General features: G+C 54.5%; 16 protein-coding genes. 9 read left to right on the top strand and 7 right to left on the bottom strand.

The window, feature by feature from the left end:
* Positions 1 to 6: 6 nt before the first annotated feature.
* Complete coding sequence (locus ABJI08_RS20715; protein WP_348398746.1) at positions 7 to 1,101, bottom strand: Gfo/Idh/MocA family oxidoreductase; 1,095 nt, start codon at positions 1,099 to 1,101, stop codon at positions 7 to 9.
* Between the two features lie 267 nt (positions 1,102 to 1,368).
* On the opposite strand from ABJI08_RS20715, the gene ABJI08_RS20710 reads away from it, so the two are divergent.
* The gene (locus ABJI08_RS20710; RefSeq protein ID WP_348403755.1) at positions 1,369 to 2,505 is read left to right on the top strand and encodes a glycosyltransferase family 4 protein; all 1,137 of its coding nucleotides are present in this window, start codon (positions 1,369 to 1,371) and stop codon (positions 2,503 to 2,505) included.
* A gap of 1,017 nt (positions 2,506 to 3,522) precedes the next feature.
* Here the strand turns inward: ABJI08_RS20710 and ABJI08_RS20705 are convergent.
* Both ABJI08_RS20705 and ABJI08_RS20700 read right to left on the bottom strand, forming a co-directional pair.
* Complete coding sequence (locus tag ABJI08_RS20705) at positions 3,523 to 4,545, bottom strand: NAD-dependent epimerase/dehydratase family protein (protein WP_348403754.1); 1,023 nt, start codon at positions 4,543 to 4,545, stop codon at positions 3,523 to 3,525.
* Positions 4,546 to 4,618: 73 nt separating this feature from the next.
* On the bottom strand, positions 4,619 to 6,055 hold the full coding sequence (locus ABJI08_RS20700) for a mannose-1-phosphate guanylyltransferase/mannose-6-phosphate isomerase (protein WP_348403753.1): 1,437 nt from the start codon (positions 6,053 to 6,055) through the stop codon (positions 4,619 to 4,621).
* A 172-nt stretch (positions 6,056 to 6,227) separates the two neighbouring features.
* Between ABJI08_RS20700 and rfbC the strand changes: the two genes are divergently transcribed.
* On the top strand, positions 6,228 to 6,791 hold the full coding sequence (gene rfbC, locus ABJI08_RS20695; RefSeq protein ID WP_348403762.1) for a dTDP-4-dehydrorhamnose 3,5-epimerase: 564 nt from the start codon (positions 6,228 to 6,230) through the stop codon (positions 6,789 to 6,791).
* 6 nt (positions 6,792 to 6,797) lie between these two features.
* Positions 6,798 to 7,838, top strand: coding sequence for a dTDP-glucose 4,6-dehydratase (rfbB, locus tag ABJI08_RS20690; protein ID WP_348403752.1), 1,041 nt, complete (start codon positions 6,798 to 6,800; stop codon positions 7,836 to 7,838).
* Between the two features lie 262 nt (positions 7,839 to 8,100).
* Here the strand turns inward: rfbB and ABJI08_RS20685 are convergent, their stop codons facing one another.
* The 4 genes from ABJI08_RS20685 to ABJI08_RS20670 form a co-directional block, all read right to left on the bottom strand.
* On the bottom strand, positions 8,101 to 8,805 hold the full coding sequence (locus ABJI08_RS20685) for a hypothetical protein (RefSeq protein WP_348403751.1): 705 nt from the start codon (positions 8,803 to 8,805) through the stop codon (positions 8,101 to 8,103).
* 275 nt (positions 8,806 to 9,080) lie between these two features.
* Positions 9,081 to 9,908: a CpsD/CapB family tyrosine-protein kinase gene (locus tag ABJI08_RS20680; RefSeq protein ID WP_348403750.1), complete on the bottom strand. Its 828-nt coding sequence runs from the start codon at positions 9,906 to 9,908 to the stop codon at positions 9,081 to 9,083.
* A 68-nt stretch (positions 9,909 to 9,976) separates the two neighbouring features.
* The gene (locus ABJI08_RS20675; protein ID WP_348403749.1) at positions 9,977 to 11,467 is read right to left on the bottom strand and encodes a chain length-determining protein; all 1,491 of its coding nucleotides are present in this window, start codon (positions 11,465 to 11,467) and stop codon (positions 9,977 to 9,979) included.
* A 50-nt stretch (positions 11,468 to 11,517) separates the two neighbouring features.
* Positions 11,518 to 12,411: an AAA family ATPase gene (locus ABJI08_RS20670; RefSeq protein WP_348403748.1), complete on the bottom strand. Its 894-nt coding sequence runs from the start codon at positions 12,409 to 12,411 to the stop codon at positions 11,518 to 11,520.
* Positions 12,412 to 12,977: 566 nt separating this feature from the next.
* On the opposite strand from ABJI08_RS20670, the gene ABJI08_RS20665 reads away from it, so the two are divergent.
* The 6 genes from ABJI08_RS20665 (at position 12,978) to ABJI08_RS20640 (ending at position 20,365) form a co-directional block, all read left to right on the top strand.
* Entirely contained in the window at positions 12,978 to 13,556 is a 579-nt protein-coding gene (locus tag ABJI08_RS20665; protein WP_348403761.1) for a sugar transferase, read from the top strand.
* A 132-nt stretch (positions 13,557 to 13,688) separates the two neighbouring features.
* Positions 13,689 to 16,151, top strand: a complete 2,463-nt coding sequence (locus tag ABJI08_RS20660; RefSeq protein ID WP_348403747.1) for a tetratricopeptide repeat protein — start codon at positions 13,689 to 13,691, stop codon at positions 16,149 to 16,151.
* 143 nt (positions 16,152 to 16,294) lie between these two features.
* Complete coding sequence (locus tag ABJI08_RS20655) at positions 16,295 to 16,915, top strand: polysaccharide biosynthesis/export family protein (RefSeq protein WP_348403746.1); 621 nt, start codon at positions 16,295 to 16,297, stop codon at positions 16,913 to 16,915.
* Between the two features lie 25 nt (positions 16,916 to 16,940).
* Positions 16,941 to 18,302 (top strand): hypothetical protein, encoded by a 1,362-nt coding sequence (locus ABJI08_RS20650; protein WP_348403745.1) that lies wholly within the window; start codon positions 16,941 to 16,943, stop codon positions 18,300 to 18,302.
* An 80-nt stretch (positions 18,303 to 18,382) separates the two neighbouring features.
* On the top strand, positions 18,383 to 19,093 hold the full coding sequence (locus ABJI08_RS20645) for a rhomboid family intramembrane serine protease (RefSeq protein WP_348403744.1): 711 nt from the start codon (positions 18,383 to 18,385) through the stop codon (positions 19,091 to 19,093).
* 117 nt (positions 19,094 to 19,210) lie between these two features.
* A complete protein-coding gene (locus ABJI08_RS20640) occupies positions 19,211 to 20,365 on the top strand; it encodes a glycosyltransferase family 2 protein (protein ID WP_348403743.1) in 1,155 nt (384 codons plus the stop codon).
* The last annotated feature ends 21 nt before the right edge of the window (positions 20,366 to 20,386 follow it).

Here is a 20,386-nt window from a genome sequence, read left to right as displayed (position 1 = left end):
GCTCCCCTAGCGTCCAAACCAGCCGCGCCGTTTGGCGGGCTGAGGTGTCACAGGGGCGGGCGCTTCGCCCACGGCCTGACCTGTTTCTGCATTCTGCAAGATCATCGCAATCGACCGATCTGTGGCCGCTGCATCGCGAAAATCAGTGCCCAACGGGGCAGTTTCCCCCAGACAGCTGCGGATAAACGCATCGATCTGGTTGGAATATTCTTCACCGCGCAAATAGAACCAGCTTTCTTGCGTCAGCTCGGTTGTATATTTCACGTTCCATCCCGTGCCATAGCCGTCAAGGCCCGGAACCTCTTCGCGCAGATAGACCTGACATTCCTGCCGGTCCGCATAAAGGCGCCCGTTGGTCCCGATCATCGAAATCTTGGTCGACATCTTCCGGTGACTTTCATCGGACCAGTTCACCGACATCTGTGCCGTCTGGCCCCCCTCAAAGCGCAGCGTCGAAAAGACTTCGTCGTCGGTGCCTTCCGAAAAGATCGAATTCAACACCGATCCAGTTACTTCGGCAGGCGTGCCAAAGAACCAGTTCAACAGGTTCAGCGGGTGCGCGGCATAATCATAAAGACACCCGCCCCCTTCGGATTTGGTTGTGCGCCAGCTTTGCTTTTTGGGGCGCAGCACCACCGGCCCATAGGCTTCGGCCATCACATGGGTGATCCGCCCAATCGCACCCGCATCCACAAGGCGCTTCATCTCTTGGAATGCACCCACATGGCGGTAATGATAGCCCACCTGATTGATCAGACCTTTTTCATCCGCCAGCGCGGCCAGCTCTTCGGCTTCGCGCCAATCCAGACAAAAGGGCTTTTCGCAAAAGACATGCACACCCTTTTCAAGGGCAGCCCGCACCATCGGGGCATGCAGGCGGGACGGCGTGGCAATCACCACAGCTTGCGGCGCGCCTTCGGACAGCAACTTGTCGTAATCTTTCCAGATCGTGTGTGGGACATTTTTGGACAACACATCGACCATGAAACCCGCAGCATCGCAGGCCATCGTTTCGGCTTGAGGATGCGCCCCAACCAACGAAAAATGTGAAAGACCCATCTTACCGAGACCAACCACGGCGATCTTGAGACGTTCGGTCATATATATAAACTCTGTATCTGTTCTTTGTTCCGCCAAAGGGGCGATCTAATCGCGGCCTCACATAGCGGGCCTTGCCATGCCCGTGCAATGCCAATGGGGTGATTTCATGGCAATGAAGGTTTTTCATGAACAATACACTGAATAAAGGGGTAATTTTGCTCTGTTATTCCCCAAAATATCTTGGATCAGGCCCTGCCAGTGCGTTTTAAATCAGGTACAGCTATCTTGAACCCGCCCCAAAGGCAGATCGAGCAAGGACAACCCCGCGTGCATTGCGTATTTATTCAGACCGGCCATTACGCCGATGCCTACCGGCGCTTTGCCGAAGGGGGGGCAGAAACCTATCGCGATCAGCGCGCCTCGGTGCAGTTTGTGGCCGATCTACTGGACCGGTCAGACCTGACACGTGTCACCACCGTGTCGACCACAGGCCCACATCAAGATGAATTGGCGCCGGGTCTGATATCAGAAGGCATTGCGCGTGATCAGGATGCAGGCGCATTGCTGGATCGTCTGGCCCCGGACCGGCTGATTTTGCGACTGCCCCATTTGCCCCTGATCAAAGCCGCCAAGGCCCGCAACATCCCGACCCTGCCTTGCTTTGCTGATCTGTTCCAACAGGGCGGCCCGCGCACACGCTGGACCAATTGGCAATTGATGCGCGCCCTGCGGAACGGGCCGTTTCCTTGTGTCGCCAATCACAGCTTGAATGCGTCGCAAACCCTCAAGGATGTGCTGCGCCTTGATCCGTCCCGGATTGTGCCTTGGGATTGGGCTCGCTTGCGCAATGTCGCGCCCGCCCGCACGGGCCTGCACGATGCCACAGCCCCTTGTGCGTTTTATGCAGGCGCCCTCAGCGAGGATAAAGGCGTCGGTGATTGCCTGCGTGCAGTGCAACAAACGCCGGGTCTGCGCATGACCTTTGCGGGGGGCGGTGATCTGGATCATTGGCGCGCTGAGGCGGCCCAAATGGATGTGGCCGGCCGGGTCGATTTTATCGGGCTGATCCCCCATGATCAGGTGCGTGCCCAAATGGCTACGCATGACATGGTCATCGTGCCCTCGCGCCACAGCTATCCCGAAGGGTTGCCCAATGTGATCTACGAAGCGCTTGCTTCGCGCTCACCCCTGATCCTGTCAGATCACCCCGCCTTTCGCGGACGCCTGACACCGGGCACCGATTGTCTGGAATTTGCCGCTTCTGATTCGGTGGCGCTGGCTGGGGCTATGGCGCAAATTGTGGCCGATCAGAGCCTGTTTTCGCACCTCTCTACTGCTTCTGAAGTAGGGCTTGAAGGGCTGTATATCGGTATGGAATGGAACGATCTGGTCACCCAGTTTCTGGATGATCCCCAAAATCAAACCGGTTGGGTCACCGCCAACAGCCTGACCCGCCTGACCTGAAAGGGCATGCGCACAGGTCGGGCCAGTGCCCATGCACGAAGGAATGTTAAGGAGACGCCACCCTTTTTTGAACGCGCATGGTTGCGCATTTTACCGATACAGCGGGTTCTTCTACACTGAGGTGTAATTGAGTTTTGTCGGTTTGGGTGTTTGTGTGTTGTGCCGAGATAATTTCACCATCTGCATTGAACAGCTGGCAAAGTATTAGGCTGCCAAGGACGGTTTTTGGCACCGATAATGTCATATCGGTGATGCGAGAAGACAGTATGCGACTTGAGTTCGACATCCGGGATGAGTTCGTAGATCGTCTCAAACTGATTATGTGATTTACCACCCCACAGATCAGCTTTGGCATCGGTACTTGCAAAAACCAGAAGGACAGCAGCGAAAGCGCGCACTATTTTTCATCAAACGCAAAGACAATACACCTCCGAAGTTTCACTTCGGGCGGTATCAAGTGATCTTGTCAGAACGATGGCGTCGAGGACGGGCTCTTTACAGCTGATAATAGTCTCTAAACCAGCCGACAAACTGTGCGACCCCGTCTTTGGCGCGGCTTTCTGTGCAATGCTCTAGGTTTGCAACGTCACCAACGCGACCTTTTGCGGATAATCCGACGACGGGGCACTACGGGCTCTACCTTCGGTTCAACAATCTTGATCACAGGTTCCGGAAAGCCAGAGCCGCGATTGATTTTCACACCGTGGCGCGCTTGGGTCTGATTTCCGGGCAGGGTGGCATCTGCTCTATCTGGCAATGTCAAAACCCGAGGCTTTGCGGTTTCAGCGTGCGCAATGGCAGAGCTGATTGTCAAAGTGACCGTCAGAACGAATGCGGGGATGCAGAGAGATTTTTTCATAAGTAGTATCGTGACAGAAATGTGGATAACACAAAAATCACGTTGTCGCGCGGAGCGGGTATAGCATGGGTGTTACATACATGGGCTGTGTCCAAAGCCATCTTACGGGTCTGTAGAGCACACAATGTTCGCACAGCAGACTTTGCCTGTTTCGCCCCTTAAAGCTGATAATAATCTCTGAACCAGCGAACAAACTGCGCGACCCCGTCTTTGTAATGGGTTTGCGGGCGGTATCCGGTTAGCGCATTCAGCAGGTCGGCATTGGCCCATGTGGCCGGGACGTCGCCGGTTTGCATGGGCATGAAATTGCGTTTGGCTTGTGTGCCGGTCGCGTCTTCGATGGCGACGATGAAATCCATCAGATGTACGGTGTCTGAATTGCCGATATTGACCACCCGGAAGGGGGCGGCGGGGCTGAGGCTGTCGCCGTTGATGGGTGTCATGTCCTCGGGGCGGCCTGCTGGGGTGGGCGGCACGGCATCGATCAACAGGCGGATGGCGCGGGCCAGATCGGTGACAAAGGTAAAGTCCCGGTACATTTCGCCATTGTTATAGATGTCGATGGGATCGCCTTTCAGGATCGCATCGGTGAATTTGAAAAACGCCATATCCGGGCGCCCCCATGGCCCATAGACCGTGAAAAAGCGGAACATGGTCACGGGCAGGTCATGCAGATGCGCGTAAGAATGGCCCATCGCTTCGGTCGCCTTTTTGGTGGCGGCATAGATGGTCAAGGGCGTGTCGGCCTTTTGCGTTTCTGCAAAGGGCATTTCGGTGTTGGCACCATAGACGGAGGAGGTGGACGCCATCAGCAGATGCTGCACGTTCAGGCGGCGCGCGGCTTCCATTACGTTGAAACTGCCGGTGACATTGCCATCGATATAGGCGCGTGGATTTTCAAGGCTGTAACGCACGCCTGCTTGCCCAGCGAGATGGATGATCACATCCGGGGCAAAGCGATCGACAGTCTGTTGCAGCGTGTCGTCGTCTTGCAGCATCGCTTCGGTGGCGGAAAAATCCGGGCTTTGCAGGAGGATTTGGTGACGGCGTTGTTTCAGGCGCACGTCATAGTAATCCGTCATCCCGTCATAGCCATGGACCTGGTACCCCTCTTTCAGCAAAAGCTGGCTAAGGTGAAATCCGATAAAGCCGGCGGACCCGGTGATGAAAACCCGCTGCATATTGCCTGCCTGTTGGGTGAGCGGGCGCGCGTATCAGACCCTGATTTGGGATCAGATACACGCACCTGCAGGATTATTTGCGTGAATAGACATCTTCGTAGCGGACGATGTCGTCTTCTCCGACATAGGCACCAGTCTGCACTTCGATCAGCACCATTGGCACTTTGCCGGGGTTTTCCATGCGATGCACAGCCCCGAGCGGGATATAGACAGACTGGTTTTCGGTCACCAATTTGACGTCATCATCCACCGTCACACGGGCGGTGCCTTCAACGACAATCCAGTGTTCCGAGCGATGGAAGTGGCTTTGCAGGCTGAGCGAGGCACCGGGATGCACAAGAATGCGTTTCACCTGAAAGCGATTGCCGACAACAAGGCTTTCGAACCAGCCCCAAGGGCGGTGGTCTTTGGGGAAAGCGACGGCTTGATCCGCGCCTTTTTCCTTGAGCGCGGCCACGGCCAGTTTGACATCTTGGGCGCGCGACATATCCGCGACCAGAACCGCGTCATTCATGGCCACGGCCATGATGTTGTCCAACCCGATGCCAACAAGTTCCAACCGTTCGCTTTCAGAGCGCAGCAATGTGTTGGAGCAATCGATGGCTGTGGCGCTGTTTGATGTGACCACACCCTTTGCATCTGGCCCGCTTTCGCGCCACACCGCATCCCAGCCGCCCAAATCGGACCAATCGGCGTCAAAGGGCACAACCGACAGGTTTTCGGCGCGTTCCATAACCGCATAGTCGATCGAGATATCATCCGCTTCGGCCCAAGGGTCTGGGGCAAGGCGCAAAAAGCCAAGGTCTTCTTCGGCTTCGTCCACGGCCCGCTGAACCGGGGTCAAAAGGTCGGGTGCGTGATCTTTGAAGGCGGCCAGCATATCGCCGGCGCGGAACATAAAGATACCTGCGTTCCACAGATAATTCCCGGCCTCTAGTAAGGTCTGTGCCTGCGCCGCGTCGGGTTTTTCGACAAAGCGTGTCAGCCCCATGGGGGCGCCGTCTGCATCAGGTGCGTGTGGCAGTTCCAGATACCCATATGCCGTTTCGGCATGGGTTGGTTTGATCCCGAAGGTGACGATCTGCCCTTGTTCGACGGCAGACAAGCCACGGATCATGGCCGCATGGAATGCAGCAACATCCGGAACCACGTGGTCTGACGGAGCGACAAGCAGGATGCTGTTTTCGTTGACTGCAGCCGCACGAATGGCCGCGGCCAGAATGGCAGGGGCGGTGTTGCGCACCGAAGGTTCGATCAGGATCGCACCGGGATCAATCCCCGCGCTTTGTAATTGTTCCGCAACAATAAAGCGGAAATCAGCATTGGTCAGCACCATCGGAGCGGCAAAGCCAAGAGCATCCGTGCCCCCGGACAACCGTTTGGCTGACGCTTGAAAAAGAGTTTCTTCCCCAACAAGAGGGACAAATTGCTTGGGATACGATTTACGCGACAAAGGCCAAAGCCGTGTGCCAGACCCGCCACATAGCAGAACCGGAGTAATGGTTTTCAAAGACTTGCTCCTAACTTACGAAGACTCAGGGCCTTCATATACCGGGACGCCGCATCTTTGCTCCCCCTATTTTTGTCTGGGGCGTTATCCGTTTCAATCTGTTCTTTTGGCGTGACAGGGCAGGGGCGCATTGGTAATGGGGCAGCGATATTGTGAGCGAGTGGATTTCGATGTGTTGATTGAGCAAACGGATTTAAGCGGCGTTGTTGTTCTGACGCCAAAACGCTTTGGCGATGCACGCGGGTTCTTTTGCGAAAGCTGGAGCCGCCAACGTATGGTCGACGCCGGATTCGATATCGAGTGGGTGCAGGATAATCATTCTGTGTCTGCGCAAGTGGGCACCGTGCGAGGTCTGCATTTTCAGGCACCGCCTCATGCACAGGCCAAGCTGGTGCGATGCGGACGCGGGGCGTTGTTTGATGTGGCCGTGGATATCCGCAAAGGATCCCCCAGTTTTGGCAAATGGTTCGGAACTGAGTTGAGTTTTGAGAACGGCAAGCAATTGTTGGTTCCTGCGGGTTTCCTGCATGGGTTTGTCACACGGGAACCCGATACCGAGATCGTCTATAAATGCTCGGATTATTATTCCCCGGAATGCGATGGCGCGGTGCGCTTTGATTGTCCGCAGATTGGGATTGATTGGGGCATGGCCGGGATCGCACCGGTTCTGTCGGCAAAGGACAAATCTGCGCCAACATTGGACAGCTTTGACAGCCCATTTGTCTATGAAGGATAAGCAGAGATGAAACTTCTTGTTACAGGTGGCGCAGGTTTTATTGGATCAGCGGTTGTGCGTCTTGCCGTGGCGCAGGGTCACACAGTCATCAATCTGGATGCGCTGACCTATGCGGCCTGTCTTGATAACGTCGCTTCTGTTGGCAACAGCCCGCTTTATACATTTGAACAGGCCGATCTGCGCGACCGCGCCGCATTGGACGCGGTGTTTGAACGCCATGGGCCCGATGCGGTGATGCATCTGGCGGCGGAATCCCATGTGGATCGGTCAATTGATGGGCCGGGCGATTTTATCGAAACCAACATCACCGGTACGTATAACTTGTTGGAAGCGGCGCGGACCCATTGGACCAATGCGGGCAAACCCGAAACCTTCCGGTTCCACCACATTTCAACAGACGAAGTGTTTGGGTCGCTGGGGCAAACCGGGCAGTTCACAGAAGACACATCTTATGATCCGCGATCGCCTTATTCCGCCTCAAAGGCCGCATCCGATCATCTGGTGCGCGCTTGGCATGAAACCTATGGGTTGCCGGTGGTGCTGACGAATTGTTCCAATAATTATGGCCCGTTTCATTTTCCCGAAAAGCTGGTGCCGGTTGTCATTCTGAACGCGCTGGCTGGAAAACCGATCCCAATTTACGGCAAGGGCGATAATGTGCGGGACTGGCTGTATGTCGAAGACCATGCCGATGCGTTGCTGACCGTTCTGGAAAAGGGCGCGTTGGGGCGCAGCTATAATATTGGCGGTGAAAACGAAGTCGCGAATATTGATCTGGTTCGGATGATCTGTACGATTTTGGATCGCAAACGCCCCAAATCCACGCCGTACGCCGATCAGATTACCTTTGTGACGGATCGCCCGGGACATGATCAACGTTATGCGATTGATCCCACGCGTATCGCAACCGAACTGGGCTGGCGCCCATCGGTGACCCTTGAACAAGGGCTTGAACGCACGGTGCAATGGTATCTTGAAAACGAAGCCTGGTGGCGCGCTTTGCAAGATCGGCACGGTGTGGGTGAACGTCTGGGCGTAAAAGCTTAATCCGTTTCAGAACATTCTAAAGCGTCTGGCCTTTAACCTGAGCCATCGAATATCACTTTTCGCGTTCGACCAAAGGGAGAGGCAGCGAAAAGCGATTCATGTTTAAGGTCGGGCGCTCTAGGATGGCAGAGAGGCAGAGTGCGATTGCGCGTCTGCCTTTTTTAATTTGTGCTGCTTTGCAAAAGGGCGGGTACAAGGGTGGGCACAAAAAAAGAGGCCCGGTTGGGGCCTCTTTTCAGAATTCTGTAAGAAACGATGCAGATTAGCTGCGGCGTTTCATCATGCGCATGCCACCCAGGGCGCCAAGCAGCAGAAGACCTGTTGCAGGTAGCGGAACTGGGTTTGGCTCTGTTTGGCCGTTGCCGATGGTCAAACGGACGACGAGGTCATCGTGGTTGTCATCGTTTTCTGCACCACCGTCATCAAAGAACAAGAAGATGCTTTGACGGAGCGAATCCCGACCGAACGATACGAAGAAGTTCGCGTCAACCAACGAGTTGTCAGGGTTGAAACCGTTGACAACTCCACCAGCAGAACCACTTGTCAGGAACGAGAAGTCCAGCAGACCAGCGCCAATGCCTGAGGCTGTGTAGCTTGACAATGGGCTTGCTTCGTCGGCAGCAAACTCTGATTGGCTGTCACCGTTTAGACCCAACTCTAGACCAGGAAGCGCGAGCGTCGGGACTTCAGTCGTGGTCGTCACGCCGCCGAATGAGAAGCTGTTTGTAAAGCCTGCTTCGTAACCGAAAAACGCGACTTCAATATCGGAAGCTGCGTCCAGCTCTACTTGTGCACCGAAGTAACCAGCCGCACCACCAAGGTTGAACGTTTCGGTCAGAACTTCGTTTGTTGCTCCGGCACCGGGGATAATCCCAGCTGTTTCACCGACCAATGAAAATGTAGATGCCGATGCTGCCGTTCCAAGTGCCAGAAGGGCCGCGCTGGCTGTAGTTAGAATACGTTTCATGCTATTTCCTCACTATTCCCCACAATTGGGAGACGCTTACACCGGCAGATAATAGCCTATTCCGACCAAGTGTTAAACATTTGTTAGCCATAATATTGCCCCAAAACAGATTTTTTTTGCGAATTTTGGCGCAGTTTTTCAACAGCTCCGGTTATTGGGGCTTATTAATGAAGGATTTCTGAACAATCTGGTGATGTGAGGTTGAAATTGATTCGTTTCAATTTCAACCATGGCAAGAACTGCTGGCGGCGTGCCACATTTCAGCAAAGTTTTGCCTATTCTACGTCGCCGTGGCCCACGCCTGACCCGCAAGCATTCAGGACAACACCCAGCACATTTGTATGCTCTGCAATCTCGCGTTCGGCTGTGTTGAACTGGCCATATCGGGTGATGCCGGCACGGGCGATGATCAACGCGCAATCCACATTTTTAAGGAAGGCACGGGTGTTGTCACCTTTCAGAACACTGGGCAGATCAAAAATCATGATATCGGGTTCATAGTTGTCTTGGACTTCGTCCAGAGCATGCATTGTCCGTTCGGCAAGCAGGACCTGTGTGGGGTCGCTTTCGACACGCGGGGACATCGATGCGATGACGTTTTCGCCAATGCGCGTGGCCTGATCTTCAAAGCTGATATCGCCGGTCAAAAACCGCTTGATTGAATCGCGGGGGTCCAGTTCGAAAGATTTGTGCACAGAGGGGGACGAAAAATCCATATCAAAGAGCATGGCGCGCAGATTGTTTTGACGCCCCAAGCCCAATGTCAAATTGCAGGCCGTGGTTGTTTTTCCGGATTGCGGCATAGGGGATGTCACAGCCAGGCGAGACCAGCCATGTTGTTGCATTTGAAGGATAATTTTAGTGCGCAAGATATCAAACGGGGTGGCTTCCTCAGATGCATTGCGGGTCACAATGCGATGACGGAGCAAGGCGGAATCTTGCAGCGCAACAGAGGGGATCGACGACCATAAGGTATCTACATTTGCCGAGCGTGCATTTTGCGCACGCGGGACGCGTTGTGGCGCGGTCTGAGCGGGCATTGTCCCGGAACCACCTCCGCGTTTCAGGCGGGCCTTTTCCAGCGCTGCTTGCAACTTTTCCATAACATTCTCTCCGGCTTGGCTGTTCTCAGATCACAAGGCGCGTTGCGCCCTGAGACTGAAGGGCGGCGTCAGCCAATACCCAGGCGATTGATGATCTTGTTGGCGAGCAGTTCCAGCGGCATGTACTGGGTGTCTATATAATATAGTATAGCCGGAACACTGATCAGGACGGCGACAAAGGCTGTGATCAGGATTGTGCGGCGCATGGTGCGTTCGCGGCGGCTTTCCATATAGGGGATGCTGGCCAAGGGTACGATGCCAAAGCGAGCTCTCAGCTCGGTTGGACGGCGGATGGTTCGGTTCAGAAATTCCAGCAGGAAAAAGAACCCCCCAGCCAGTCCCAGCCCGGCACCGATGCCCGCCGCTGCAATCTTGGTGCGCCCGGGGCCGGAGGGATCCTGCGGGACACTGGCGTTTTCAATGATTGTGATCCGCTGGCCCTGATCATTTTCCTCTTGGCGTTCACCGGCGCGCGCCAGGTTCAGATTGGTCACTGCGGCGTTATACTGATTTTGGATGTTTTCGTATTCTCGTTGTAACCCATCCAAAGTGATGGCGTTGGCGGCTGTGGATGAGATCGACTCTTCCAATGCGCCGAGTTCATCGTTCGTCCGCGCAATGTCGCGGTCTATATTTTCAGTACGTTGGTCGATATCCGTCAGGGTGACGTCCAAAAGCGAAGGCACACCAGATTGATCTTCGGTGTCTGTGTTGTCGATGCCGCTGTGTGCTCCGATCTCGGCTTCCAGCTGCTCGATTTGCGTTTTCAGCCGGAGTACACTTGGGTGAGTTTCGGAATAAACGCCAAGCGCCTCTTGAAGTGAAAGGCGCAGTGCGTTCAATCGTTGTTCTTCTGGGCTGAGTTCGCGTTGTGGCGTACCTGAGGGGCGCAAACTGCCCGTGGCTTCAAAAACAGCGACCATTTCAGCACGCTGATTGATCAATCCAGAACGATCGCCTTCCAAACGGCTCAAGCGTTCTTGCAGCAAAGTTTGGCGCCCCTGCCGATACACCAGATCATCGGGCAGGGCGGTTGAATTGGCATTCTTAAAGTTGATGATCTTGGCGCTTTGCTGGTCCAGCGCGCTATTCAGTCGCCCAACTTCTTGTTCATAGAATCTCAGGGCGTTCTCAACAATTGCGAGACTTGCCGATTTGTTCTTTTCGAGGACCAGCGTGACATATTCATTGACCACACCGGCCACAATCTGTCCGCTGCGTCCGGAAAACTGGATCGTCATCAGCGTCGCCTGACCCCGCCCACCGGACCGAAGAATCCGAGTATTCTCGCGCATTTCCGACACAATAGTATCGGGTGTCATCGACCGCATGTCTTCAAAGACACGCCATTGCTGAGCGATGTCGATCAGATTGGCACGCGTCATCAGTTGTTGTTCGATCACCTGCAGCTGCTGCGCGGCATCGACCGCCAATGTGACTGTGTCGACTTCGATCTGGGGTTCTTCAACCAACATCCGAGCTGCGGTGGAATAGATCGGCGGCAATTTCAGCGCTGTGACAACGCCTACACCAGAACAGATCAGCAAAAGTGCTGTCATCACCGGCAAGCGGCGCAGGAAAAGGGAGCAGTAAAATCTTAGATCAAAGTTCATTCTGCAGCCTTAGGAGAAGAAGAGTTAATCGGATTGGTGAGATAATAGGGCGCCTGTGCATTGGGCAAGATCAATTGATCGCGCGCAACCTCTTTGACCGTCTCTGACGACACCGTGGCTTCGCCAGCAGCTGCCGTATAGACAAAAGCCAGATCACAGATCTTGTTGATCATGCGGGGCACCCCGACCGAAATTTCATGGACCAGTGCAACGGCCTGTTCTGTAATTTCAGCACCGGTTCCCCCAACGTGAGTAAGGCGGTGGTTTACATAGGAAAGGGTCGTTTCCAAATCCATAGGGTCCAGATGATAAGTTGCAGTCACACGCTGTGCAAACTGGCGCAATTCTGGTTGGGTGATCATTTCGCGCAGTTCCGGCTGACCCAGCAGAATCATCTGCAGCAATTCATCTTTGCCTGAATTGATATTGGTGAGCATGCGCAATTCTTCGAGGACTTCGGCGGTCAAGTTCTGCGCTTCATCGATGATCAGCACCACGTGCCGTCCTTCTGAATATTCAGCAATGACGAAATCCTGCAACTGCTGGAACAGCTCGACGTAATCGCCGGAAGGGTGAGGGGCTATATTTAATGCATTCAACACCCAACGCAGCAAATCCCCGCGGCCGCCCTGTGCGTTTGAGATCAAGCCCACGGTCATCTCGTCTTCGGTGCGGCGCAGCAAAGCCTGAACCAAAGTCGTCTTGCCGGTGCCAACTTCGCCGGTCAGCACTGTGAGCGGAGCATGAGTCATCAAGCCATACTCAAGAACTGTGTAGGCGCGTGTATGTGCACGGGACCAATACAGGAAGTCGGGATCCGGTAGCAGCGTGAACGGCCGCTCGGAGAATCCGAAGTGTTCTGAATAAAGATCTCTGCCCACGATACCCACTCATTCAAATGCAAGCTGCCCTGTCGGCAGCTTATGATACTATATAATGGCCTTCTGCAGCCTTGGCACGGCTATAATATGGCGCTTTGGTCGTAAATGTCAGCCCCATGTGTGATTCGTTCCAAATTGTCGAGGTCATTGTGTAGGTTTAAGTGAGCGCACCCTAAGATCCGGTGAGTCGGTTTTTTGTGCAATTGTGCGCAGAGGTAGAAAATTATCCCTCTTAGGTAGAAATTTTGCGGCTTCTCTGTGGCCAAACTCTGTAAGAAAGTGGTAATAATAATAATAAATCAACCATTTGTGGGGAATAACGTGCCATCAAGAAATTCCATACTTTCCTAAACTTCGCCTGAATGGTACACCACTAGTATTGATTAACTTTAGTTGCGGATCATTTAGATCTGCAGAGTGTATACGGTTTCGAAAGGTTTGGCTGCCAGCCAGATATTTTATATATGACAATGCATTCACCGGATCTCGTTTCGGGCGTTCAGCCTGTTTTAAGTGCCTCACTTACGGCACACACCCCCGCACCACACAGCGCGTATCGTCGAGCCTTTAAACGCTTGTTCGATGTCACCCTTGTCCTTCTGTCCGCACCGCTTGTTTTACCGGTCGTTGCTATTATGGCATTGCTGGTTGCGTTGGATGGGCGGTCACCGTTCTATTCGCAAATGCGCGTGGGCCGCAAAGGCCGTATGTTCCGTATGTGGAAGATGCGAACCATGGTTCACAATGCAGATGTGCTTTTGGAAGCCTATTTGGCCTCCAACCCAGAAGCCCGTCGCGAGTGGGACAGCACGCAGAAACTGAAAACCGACCCACGGATTACACGGATCGGAAGCCTTCTGCGTAAAACCTCACTGGATGAACTGCCCCAGCTGTGGAACGTTCTCAACGGTACAATGTCCCTCGTGGGTCCACGTCCGATGATGACAGATCAACAGCGTTATTATCATGGGCAGTCCTATTATCGTATGCGCCCCGGCATCACTGGCCTTTGGCAAGTGTCTGACCGCAATCATTGCGATTTTGTCCAACGTGTGGATTACGACGATCTCTATGATCAGACCTTATCTTTCAAACGGGATATGCAAGTTCTGTGTCAGACAGTTGGCGTCGTCGTGCGAGCCACTGGGTACTGATCCCAACGGGTTTTCCTTACTGGCGCCACATTTATACGGCTGAGCTCACGTAGGGTTGTTGGCAGGACCATCAATCTTACGTTAGACTCGCCTAAAATGTTCACCCAAAGATATAGCTCAGGGAAAACCTTAATGTCTTTTGCTTCTTCTATCGTGAAATACACGGCCATCGGCCTTCTGTGCGGGACCCTAGCGGCTTGTAAGTCGGCCGAAGAACAAGCAGAGGAATATTACCAATCCGCGCTCGAACTGATTGAATCAGGGGATACGGACCGTGCGCTGGTCGAACTGCGCAATGTATTCCAGTTGGATCAGAACCACCGCGAGGCGCGGGTGACCATCGCCCGGATGATGCTGGAACAGCGCAACATCCAAAGTGCCTATTCAAATTACCTGTATCTGGCCGAACGGTTTCCCGATGATCAGGAAGCCCGCATCGTTCTGTCCGAGCTGGCCTTTGAAGTGCGCAACTGGGACGAGCTTGAACGTCACGGCAAAGTGGCCATGGAACTGGCTCCAGATGAACTGCGCGTGAAGGCAATTGCCTTGGCGCGCAACTATCGCAGCGCGGTACAAGACACGGATCAACCCGCGCTTGAAGCGTTGAGCACTGAAGCCGAAGCGTTGATTGCCGAGATGCCGGACAATCATATCCTAAGCGAAATTCTGATCGACACTTACACGCGAGGCGGGCGATACGAAGCAGCCCTCGCACAGATCGACAACCGGATTGCAAACGAACCCGACAGCCGACAGCTGTATGAACGTCGGATTGGGTATCTGACGCAGATGGGCGACATATCAGCCGTCGAAGAGCAGCTGCGCGAGATGGTCGACCGCTTCCCTGATGTGCTCGAAGTCAAAGCGCAGTTGATACAATATTATATATCACGTCAGCAGCTGGATCAGGCTGAAACCTTCTTGCGTGAAATCTCGGATCCGGCGGCAGATGATCCTGGGTTCTTCTTGGATCTCATCCGGTTTGTCGGCGAAGTTCGGGGCCCAGATGCGGCACGAGCCGAAATTGAACGCGCCATTGAAGTGAACCCCAAGCCCGAACGGTTTATCGCGATGCGCGCGATGCTTGATTTTGGAGCAGGCCAGCAAGACGAAGCGATTTCGGCATTGGAAGCTATCATCGCACAAGACTTGCCGGAAGATGATCCCGCAGCGCTAAGTGCGCGCAACGACGTGCGGGTCATGTTGGCGCGGATGCTGGCAACGCAAGGCAATGAGGTGGGCGCACGCCGACAGGTGGAAACAGTCCTCTCAGCGGATACCGGGCATGCCGATGCGTTGAAGATGCAGGCCGCCTGGCACATTCAGGCTGACAACACAGATGGGGCAATCGCCAATCTGCGTCTGGCATTGGACAGCGAACCTGAAGACGTGCAAGCGATGAACCTGATGGCCGAAGCCTATACACGCTCCGGCAGCCATGATCTGGCGCGTGATTTCCTTGCCCTTGCTGTGGATGCATCCAACAATGCCCCTGAACCCGCACTGCGTTATGCGCGACTGCTGGCAACAGAAGAACGTTACAGAGCCGCCGAAGATGTTTTGTTGCCGGCCCTGCGCCAGCAACCCCGCAATATCGAACTGCTGTCGGCCCTGGGGCAAATCTATATCCCGATGGAAGATCTGGGGCGTGCGCGTCAGGTTGTCGACACGTTGCGTCGCCTTGAAACTGATGATGGAAACCGCGCGGCCGATGGTCTGGAAGCCACTCTTTTGAATGCCACGCAAGGCACCGCACAGGCTTTGGATTTTCTGGAACAAGTGGCCCAAAGTGGCGATGCGGATTTGGACGACAAGATGATGTTGGTCCGGGCCCGCCTGTCGGTTGGGGAAACGGATGCGGCCTTGGAACTGGCGGATGAACTGGCCGCTGAGAATCCGGACAATGATCTGCTGCGTTTTGCACTGGCCATTGTGCGCACAGTGGCAGGCGATCTGGACACAGCCGTCACGGAATACAAAGCGCTTCTGAGCGAAGACGATACACGTGGTCGGGTCTGGCTTGAACTTTCACGGGCGTTGGCACGCCAAGGTGATCGGGCCGGATCGGTCAAAGCCATTGAAGATGGTTTGGCTGTACAGCCTGAAGATGGCGCATTGCTGTGGGCTCAGGCCTCGATTTTGGAACAAGACGGTGACGTAGATGGCGCCATTGCCATCTATGAAACGCTTTACGAGCGGAATTCGAATGCCGTGGTGATTGCCAATAACCTCGCCAGCCTTTTGTCGACCTACAAAGAAGATCCAGAAAGCCTTGACCGGGCTTGGGCCATTGCACGGCGTCTGCGCGGTGCTGAAAACCCAGCCTTGCAAGACACCTATGGATGGATTGCCTTCCGCCGGGGGGACGCTGAGGACGCATTGCCTTATCTGGAAGCCGCGGCCAAAGGTCTGCCCGGAGATCCGCTGGTTCAGGCGCATCTGGGCTTTGTATTGGCCCAAGTGGAACGCGAAGAAGAAGCCTTAACACAACTGCAAAAGGCGGTTGAGTTGGCCGGTCCAGCCGATACACGTATCCAAATTGAACGGGCGCGTGAGGAAATCAGCCGTTTGCGGACAGCCTCGCAACAGAACTGAAGAATGTGTGCAACCGTTGCGCAATGACGACAGAGAACCGCCGGTCAGACTGATTGGCGGTTTTTTCTCTTTTGATCATGACATTTAAAGGTCACAATGCACCTCGAAGCGCTTGAGGGGGCCTCCGGATCAGGATGACCAGGATGAAGAACGTTTTTCGCGTCGTTATATATACGATCGCCCTATTGCTACCGGCTTTGGCTGTGCAGGCCCAAAGCACCTATCAAATTCGGCCAGGGGACACCTTGGTTATTGAGGTGCTAGAAGACCCAGGCCTGAATCGTTCTGTGCCGGTTTTGCCCGATGGTAGCTTCAGTTTTCCGTTCACGGGCCCTTTGCGGGCGGGTGGGCGCACAGTGGATCAGGTCCAAGCTGCAATTGGCAACGCGATCTCCAGTAATTTTGCAGCAACGCCAAATGTTTTTGTAACGGTCCAACCTCAGGAACGTTTGCCCAAAGCAGCAGGCCCTGCACGTGCACCACGTACGATAGATGTCTTTTTCATGGGCGAAATGGCGTCGCCTGGACGTGCCGAATTAAAACCCGGAACAACGCTTTTGCAGGCGATTGCGACTGGCGGTGGATTTACCCGCTTTGCCGCAACCAAACGTGTGCAGTTGCGTCGGACCGATCCCAAAACCGGCCAGCAAAGCGTAACGCAAATTAACTATAAGGCCCTTGTAGACGGGGCGCTGGCCACAACAGATATCGAGCTGACTGACGGTGACATTATTCTGGTGCCGGAGCGCCGCCTCTTCGAATAGTCCGGTAAAGGGGGCAATCAGACGTATGGCACGCCCTGCTGCTGGTGGGGTGACTGGCTTGTGCGTTTTATCCCTTTTGCCTGTGCAACCTTTTGCGCAAGGCCGTGACGAAACGGGCGGGCGACGCACCGAAATCACGATCGGGCAAAATCTTGAATTCAGTGATAACCCGGATTTCGTGGTCGATGGAGACTCGCAACTGGTTTCGCTGACATCGCTCGGCCTGACCCATGAACGCAGCACGGGCATCGACACTCTGATCTTCCGCATCGGCGGAGATTTAGAGCTGGGTACAGGGGATTTGGAAGGGAGCGCCTTTCAAGACCCGTTTGTCGTGTTGAGCTTTGACCGGGATGTACGACATACCCGTCTGGGCCTGAGCCTGCGATATAGCGAAACGGATGTGTCAAATTCAGATTCAACCGGATTGACCGATCTGGATGATGACATTCTGGGGTCAGATGTAGGCACCCGTCAGAACCTGACATTGGAAATTTCCGGGGCCACCGGGATTGAAGCGCCGTTTGGAACCGACTTCAATATTCGCCGGGATCAACTGCGCTATTCGGATACAACCGATACCAGCCTTTTGGACGAAGACACCGATACAATTGAAAGTGGCTTTACCTTTCGCTTCAGCCCACGCCTGAGTCTGCGCAGCTTCTTGCGGTATACGGATCGCGATGTGGATGGCCTGGGCGGGGTCGATCGGGAAACGACGGTTTTGGGTGCCACTCTGGATGCGGAAATTTCCGACATTCTTAGTGGGAACCTGACGCTGAGCTATGATGAGATCGAATTCCTTGGGCCCACCCCAAGTACAACAGACGGCCTGAGCATATCCGGCGGATTGACCCGTTTGACGCCGAACGGGTCCTGGGGGCTGACCTTCAGTTCGGATGTGGCCGAAAGTGGTCGACGCGATCAGCTTAATCTGCGCCGAGATCTAGAGCTCAAATCCGGATCTCTCGGCCTATCCTTTGGCCTCACGCACACCGAAGGATTAAGCACAGACCCGCTTTATGGCATCGACTGGATCCGTGATCTGGCCCGAGGCAGCATATCGCTGTCGCTGAGCCAATCAGTGACATCAGATGCGCTGGCCAATGAACAGATCGATACGTCGCTATCTCTTGGTGTGACACAAGAGGTGACGGATTTGTCCAGCCTGTCGCTGGATGCGTCTTTGCGGGACAGTAACGAACTGGGGGCCTTGGGCATAGACAGTCGTCGGGTTGATATCAGCCTGACATATCGGCGTGAACTGGAACGCGACTGGGACATGGTTGGCGGGTATCGCTATAGCCATTCCACACAAGACGGCACGACTGACCGCGACTCAAATACGATCTTCATCGGGCTGGAACGCAGTCTGGTCTGGAACTAAAGCGCGCAGGACATGCCAAACCGGATGATCCTGTCATTCCAGCCTTGCCAACAGGTGCGTCCTTTGAACACTCTGGCCTTATGACTGCTTCGGAATCCGGTTCTCATTCTGATCCACAAGAGACCTCTGCTTCAGAGCCTGCGGACATGTCCGAAACGCAGCCCCCCAAAGGGCGGTCATTCCTGATCATCCTCATTGCGCTGTGCCTTGTGATCGAAGCGATATTATGGCTGAGCGACCAAGGCATTGTCGGGCCACAACGTTTGCGCACCTTGGCGTATGATTACGGTGGGTTCTGGGCGGGGCTTTGGAAAGACTGGCCTGCCAATTATCCAGCGCAGCCTTGGATCATGTTCCTGACATACGGTGTTTTGCATGGTGGCGTTTTGCATGTGGTCGCCAATATGGTCACCCTATGGTCACTTGGCAGTGCGGTGCTGGACCGTGTGGGGGCAAAAGGGCTGGTTCTGCTGTATGCGGTGGCACAGTTTGGCGGCGGCATTGGATTTGTGTTGTTGGCGGATCGGGCGGTTTTCTTTCTGCCCATGGTGGGGGCGTCGGGGGCATTGTTTGGGCTGGCAGGGGGCTTGTTGGCTTGGGCCTATGTTGATCGCTACACATTCAGCGAAGCCATCTGGCCGGTGGGGCGCATGGTGCTGATTTTGGGCGCGCTTAACCTCGTGATGTGGTGGGCCTTGGATGGCCAACTGGCTTGGGAAACCCATCTGGGCGGTTTTGTTGCCGGGTGGATTATGGCTTTGTTGATCGATCCACGCCCGCAGCAGCTTTGAAATCCTCAAAATGGCCATAAAAAAGCGAATATTGCAGGCCATCTGCACGCTATGCCTTCCTGCAGTTGACCTGAATTGTTATGAGGCGCGAAACTTTGCGCGCAACGGAACCCATTAATGCAAGATTCTTTATTTGAGACCGGTCCTGCGGATGCTCAGCCTTTAGCTGAAATCCGTCTGAACACAGGCCTGTCGATTATTATTCCGACCTACAAGGAAGTGGAGAACATTCCGCATATCCTGAACCGTCTGGATGCGCTGCGCCAGAATTATAACCTGACCCTCGAAGTGCTGTTCATGGATGATGACAGTCAGGATGGCAGTGTCGAAGCCGTGGCAGCCAGCGGGTTTGATTGGGCGCGTATGATCGTGCGTACGAAAAACCGCGGGCTCAGCTGGGCCGTCATCGATGGATTTAGCGCAGCACAATACCCTATTCTGGTCTGCATGGATTGCGACCTGAGCCACCCCCCTGAGAAAATCCCCCAGATGGTTCTGGGATTGGCCACAGATCAACAGATGATGGTGGGTTCGCGCTATGTGCCGGGGGCCTCAACGGATGATGACTGGGGCTTTATGCGTTGGCTGAATTCTGTTGTGGCCACGATGCTGGCCCGCCCCCTGACATCCGTGCGCGATCCGATGTCCGGCTTTTTTGCTATGCGCAAAGCTGATTTCGACCGGGCGCAGGATTTAAACCCTGTGGGGTATAAAATCGCGTTGGAACTGATCGTGAAATGCGCCTTTGGCAATGTTGGCGAAGTGCCTATTCACTTTACCGACCGGGTCCACGGGGAAAGCAAGCTGACCCTGAAAGAACAGTTGAAATACATCCAACACCTGCGCCGCCTGTATTTGTACCGGTTTGCCAATGCGATGTATCTGGCTCAATTCCTTGTTGTTGGGGCCTCGGGCGTTGTGGTGAACCTGCTGGTGCTCAGCCTGTTGCAACTGATAGGCCTACCTGACGCCTTGTGCTTGGCGGGGGGAATTGGTGTCAGCGTGGTCACGAACTTTATGCTGAACCGACGCTTTACCTTCTCTTATGCGCGAGATCGCAACATTGCTGCGCAATTTGCAGGGTTTGTCGGCGCCTCTGCGATTGGTGTGGCGGTCAGCTTTGGCGTGTCATTGATCTTGCGGGAAGGGTCATTTGAGGGAATCTCCTATGGTCTGCAGCTTGCAGCGCTCTGTGGCATCGCGGCGGGAATGATCTTTAATTATTTAGGGAACCGTTATTTTGTCTTCCGTAAAACCCATATCCGCAAGTGATCGCGCCGTTCTAGCGGCGGC

The sequence above is a fragment of the Shimia sp. genome (genome assembly GCF_039969785.1).
In the GTDB taxonomy this organism is placed as follows: Bacteria; Pseudomonadota; Alphaproteobacteria; order Rhodobacterales; family Rhodobacteraceae; genus Shimia.
Note: the sequence above shows the minus strand (reverse complement) of the source record. Positions and strands in the feature narration are given on the sequence as shown.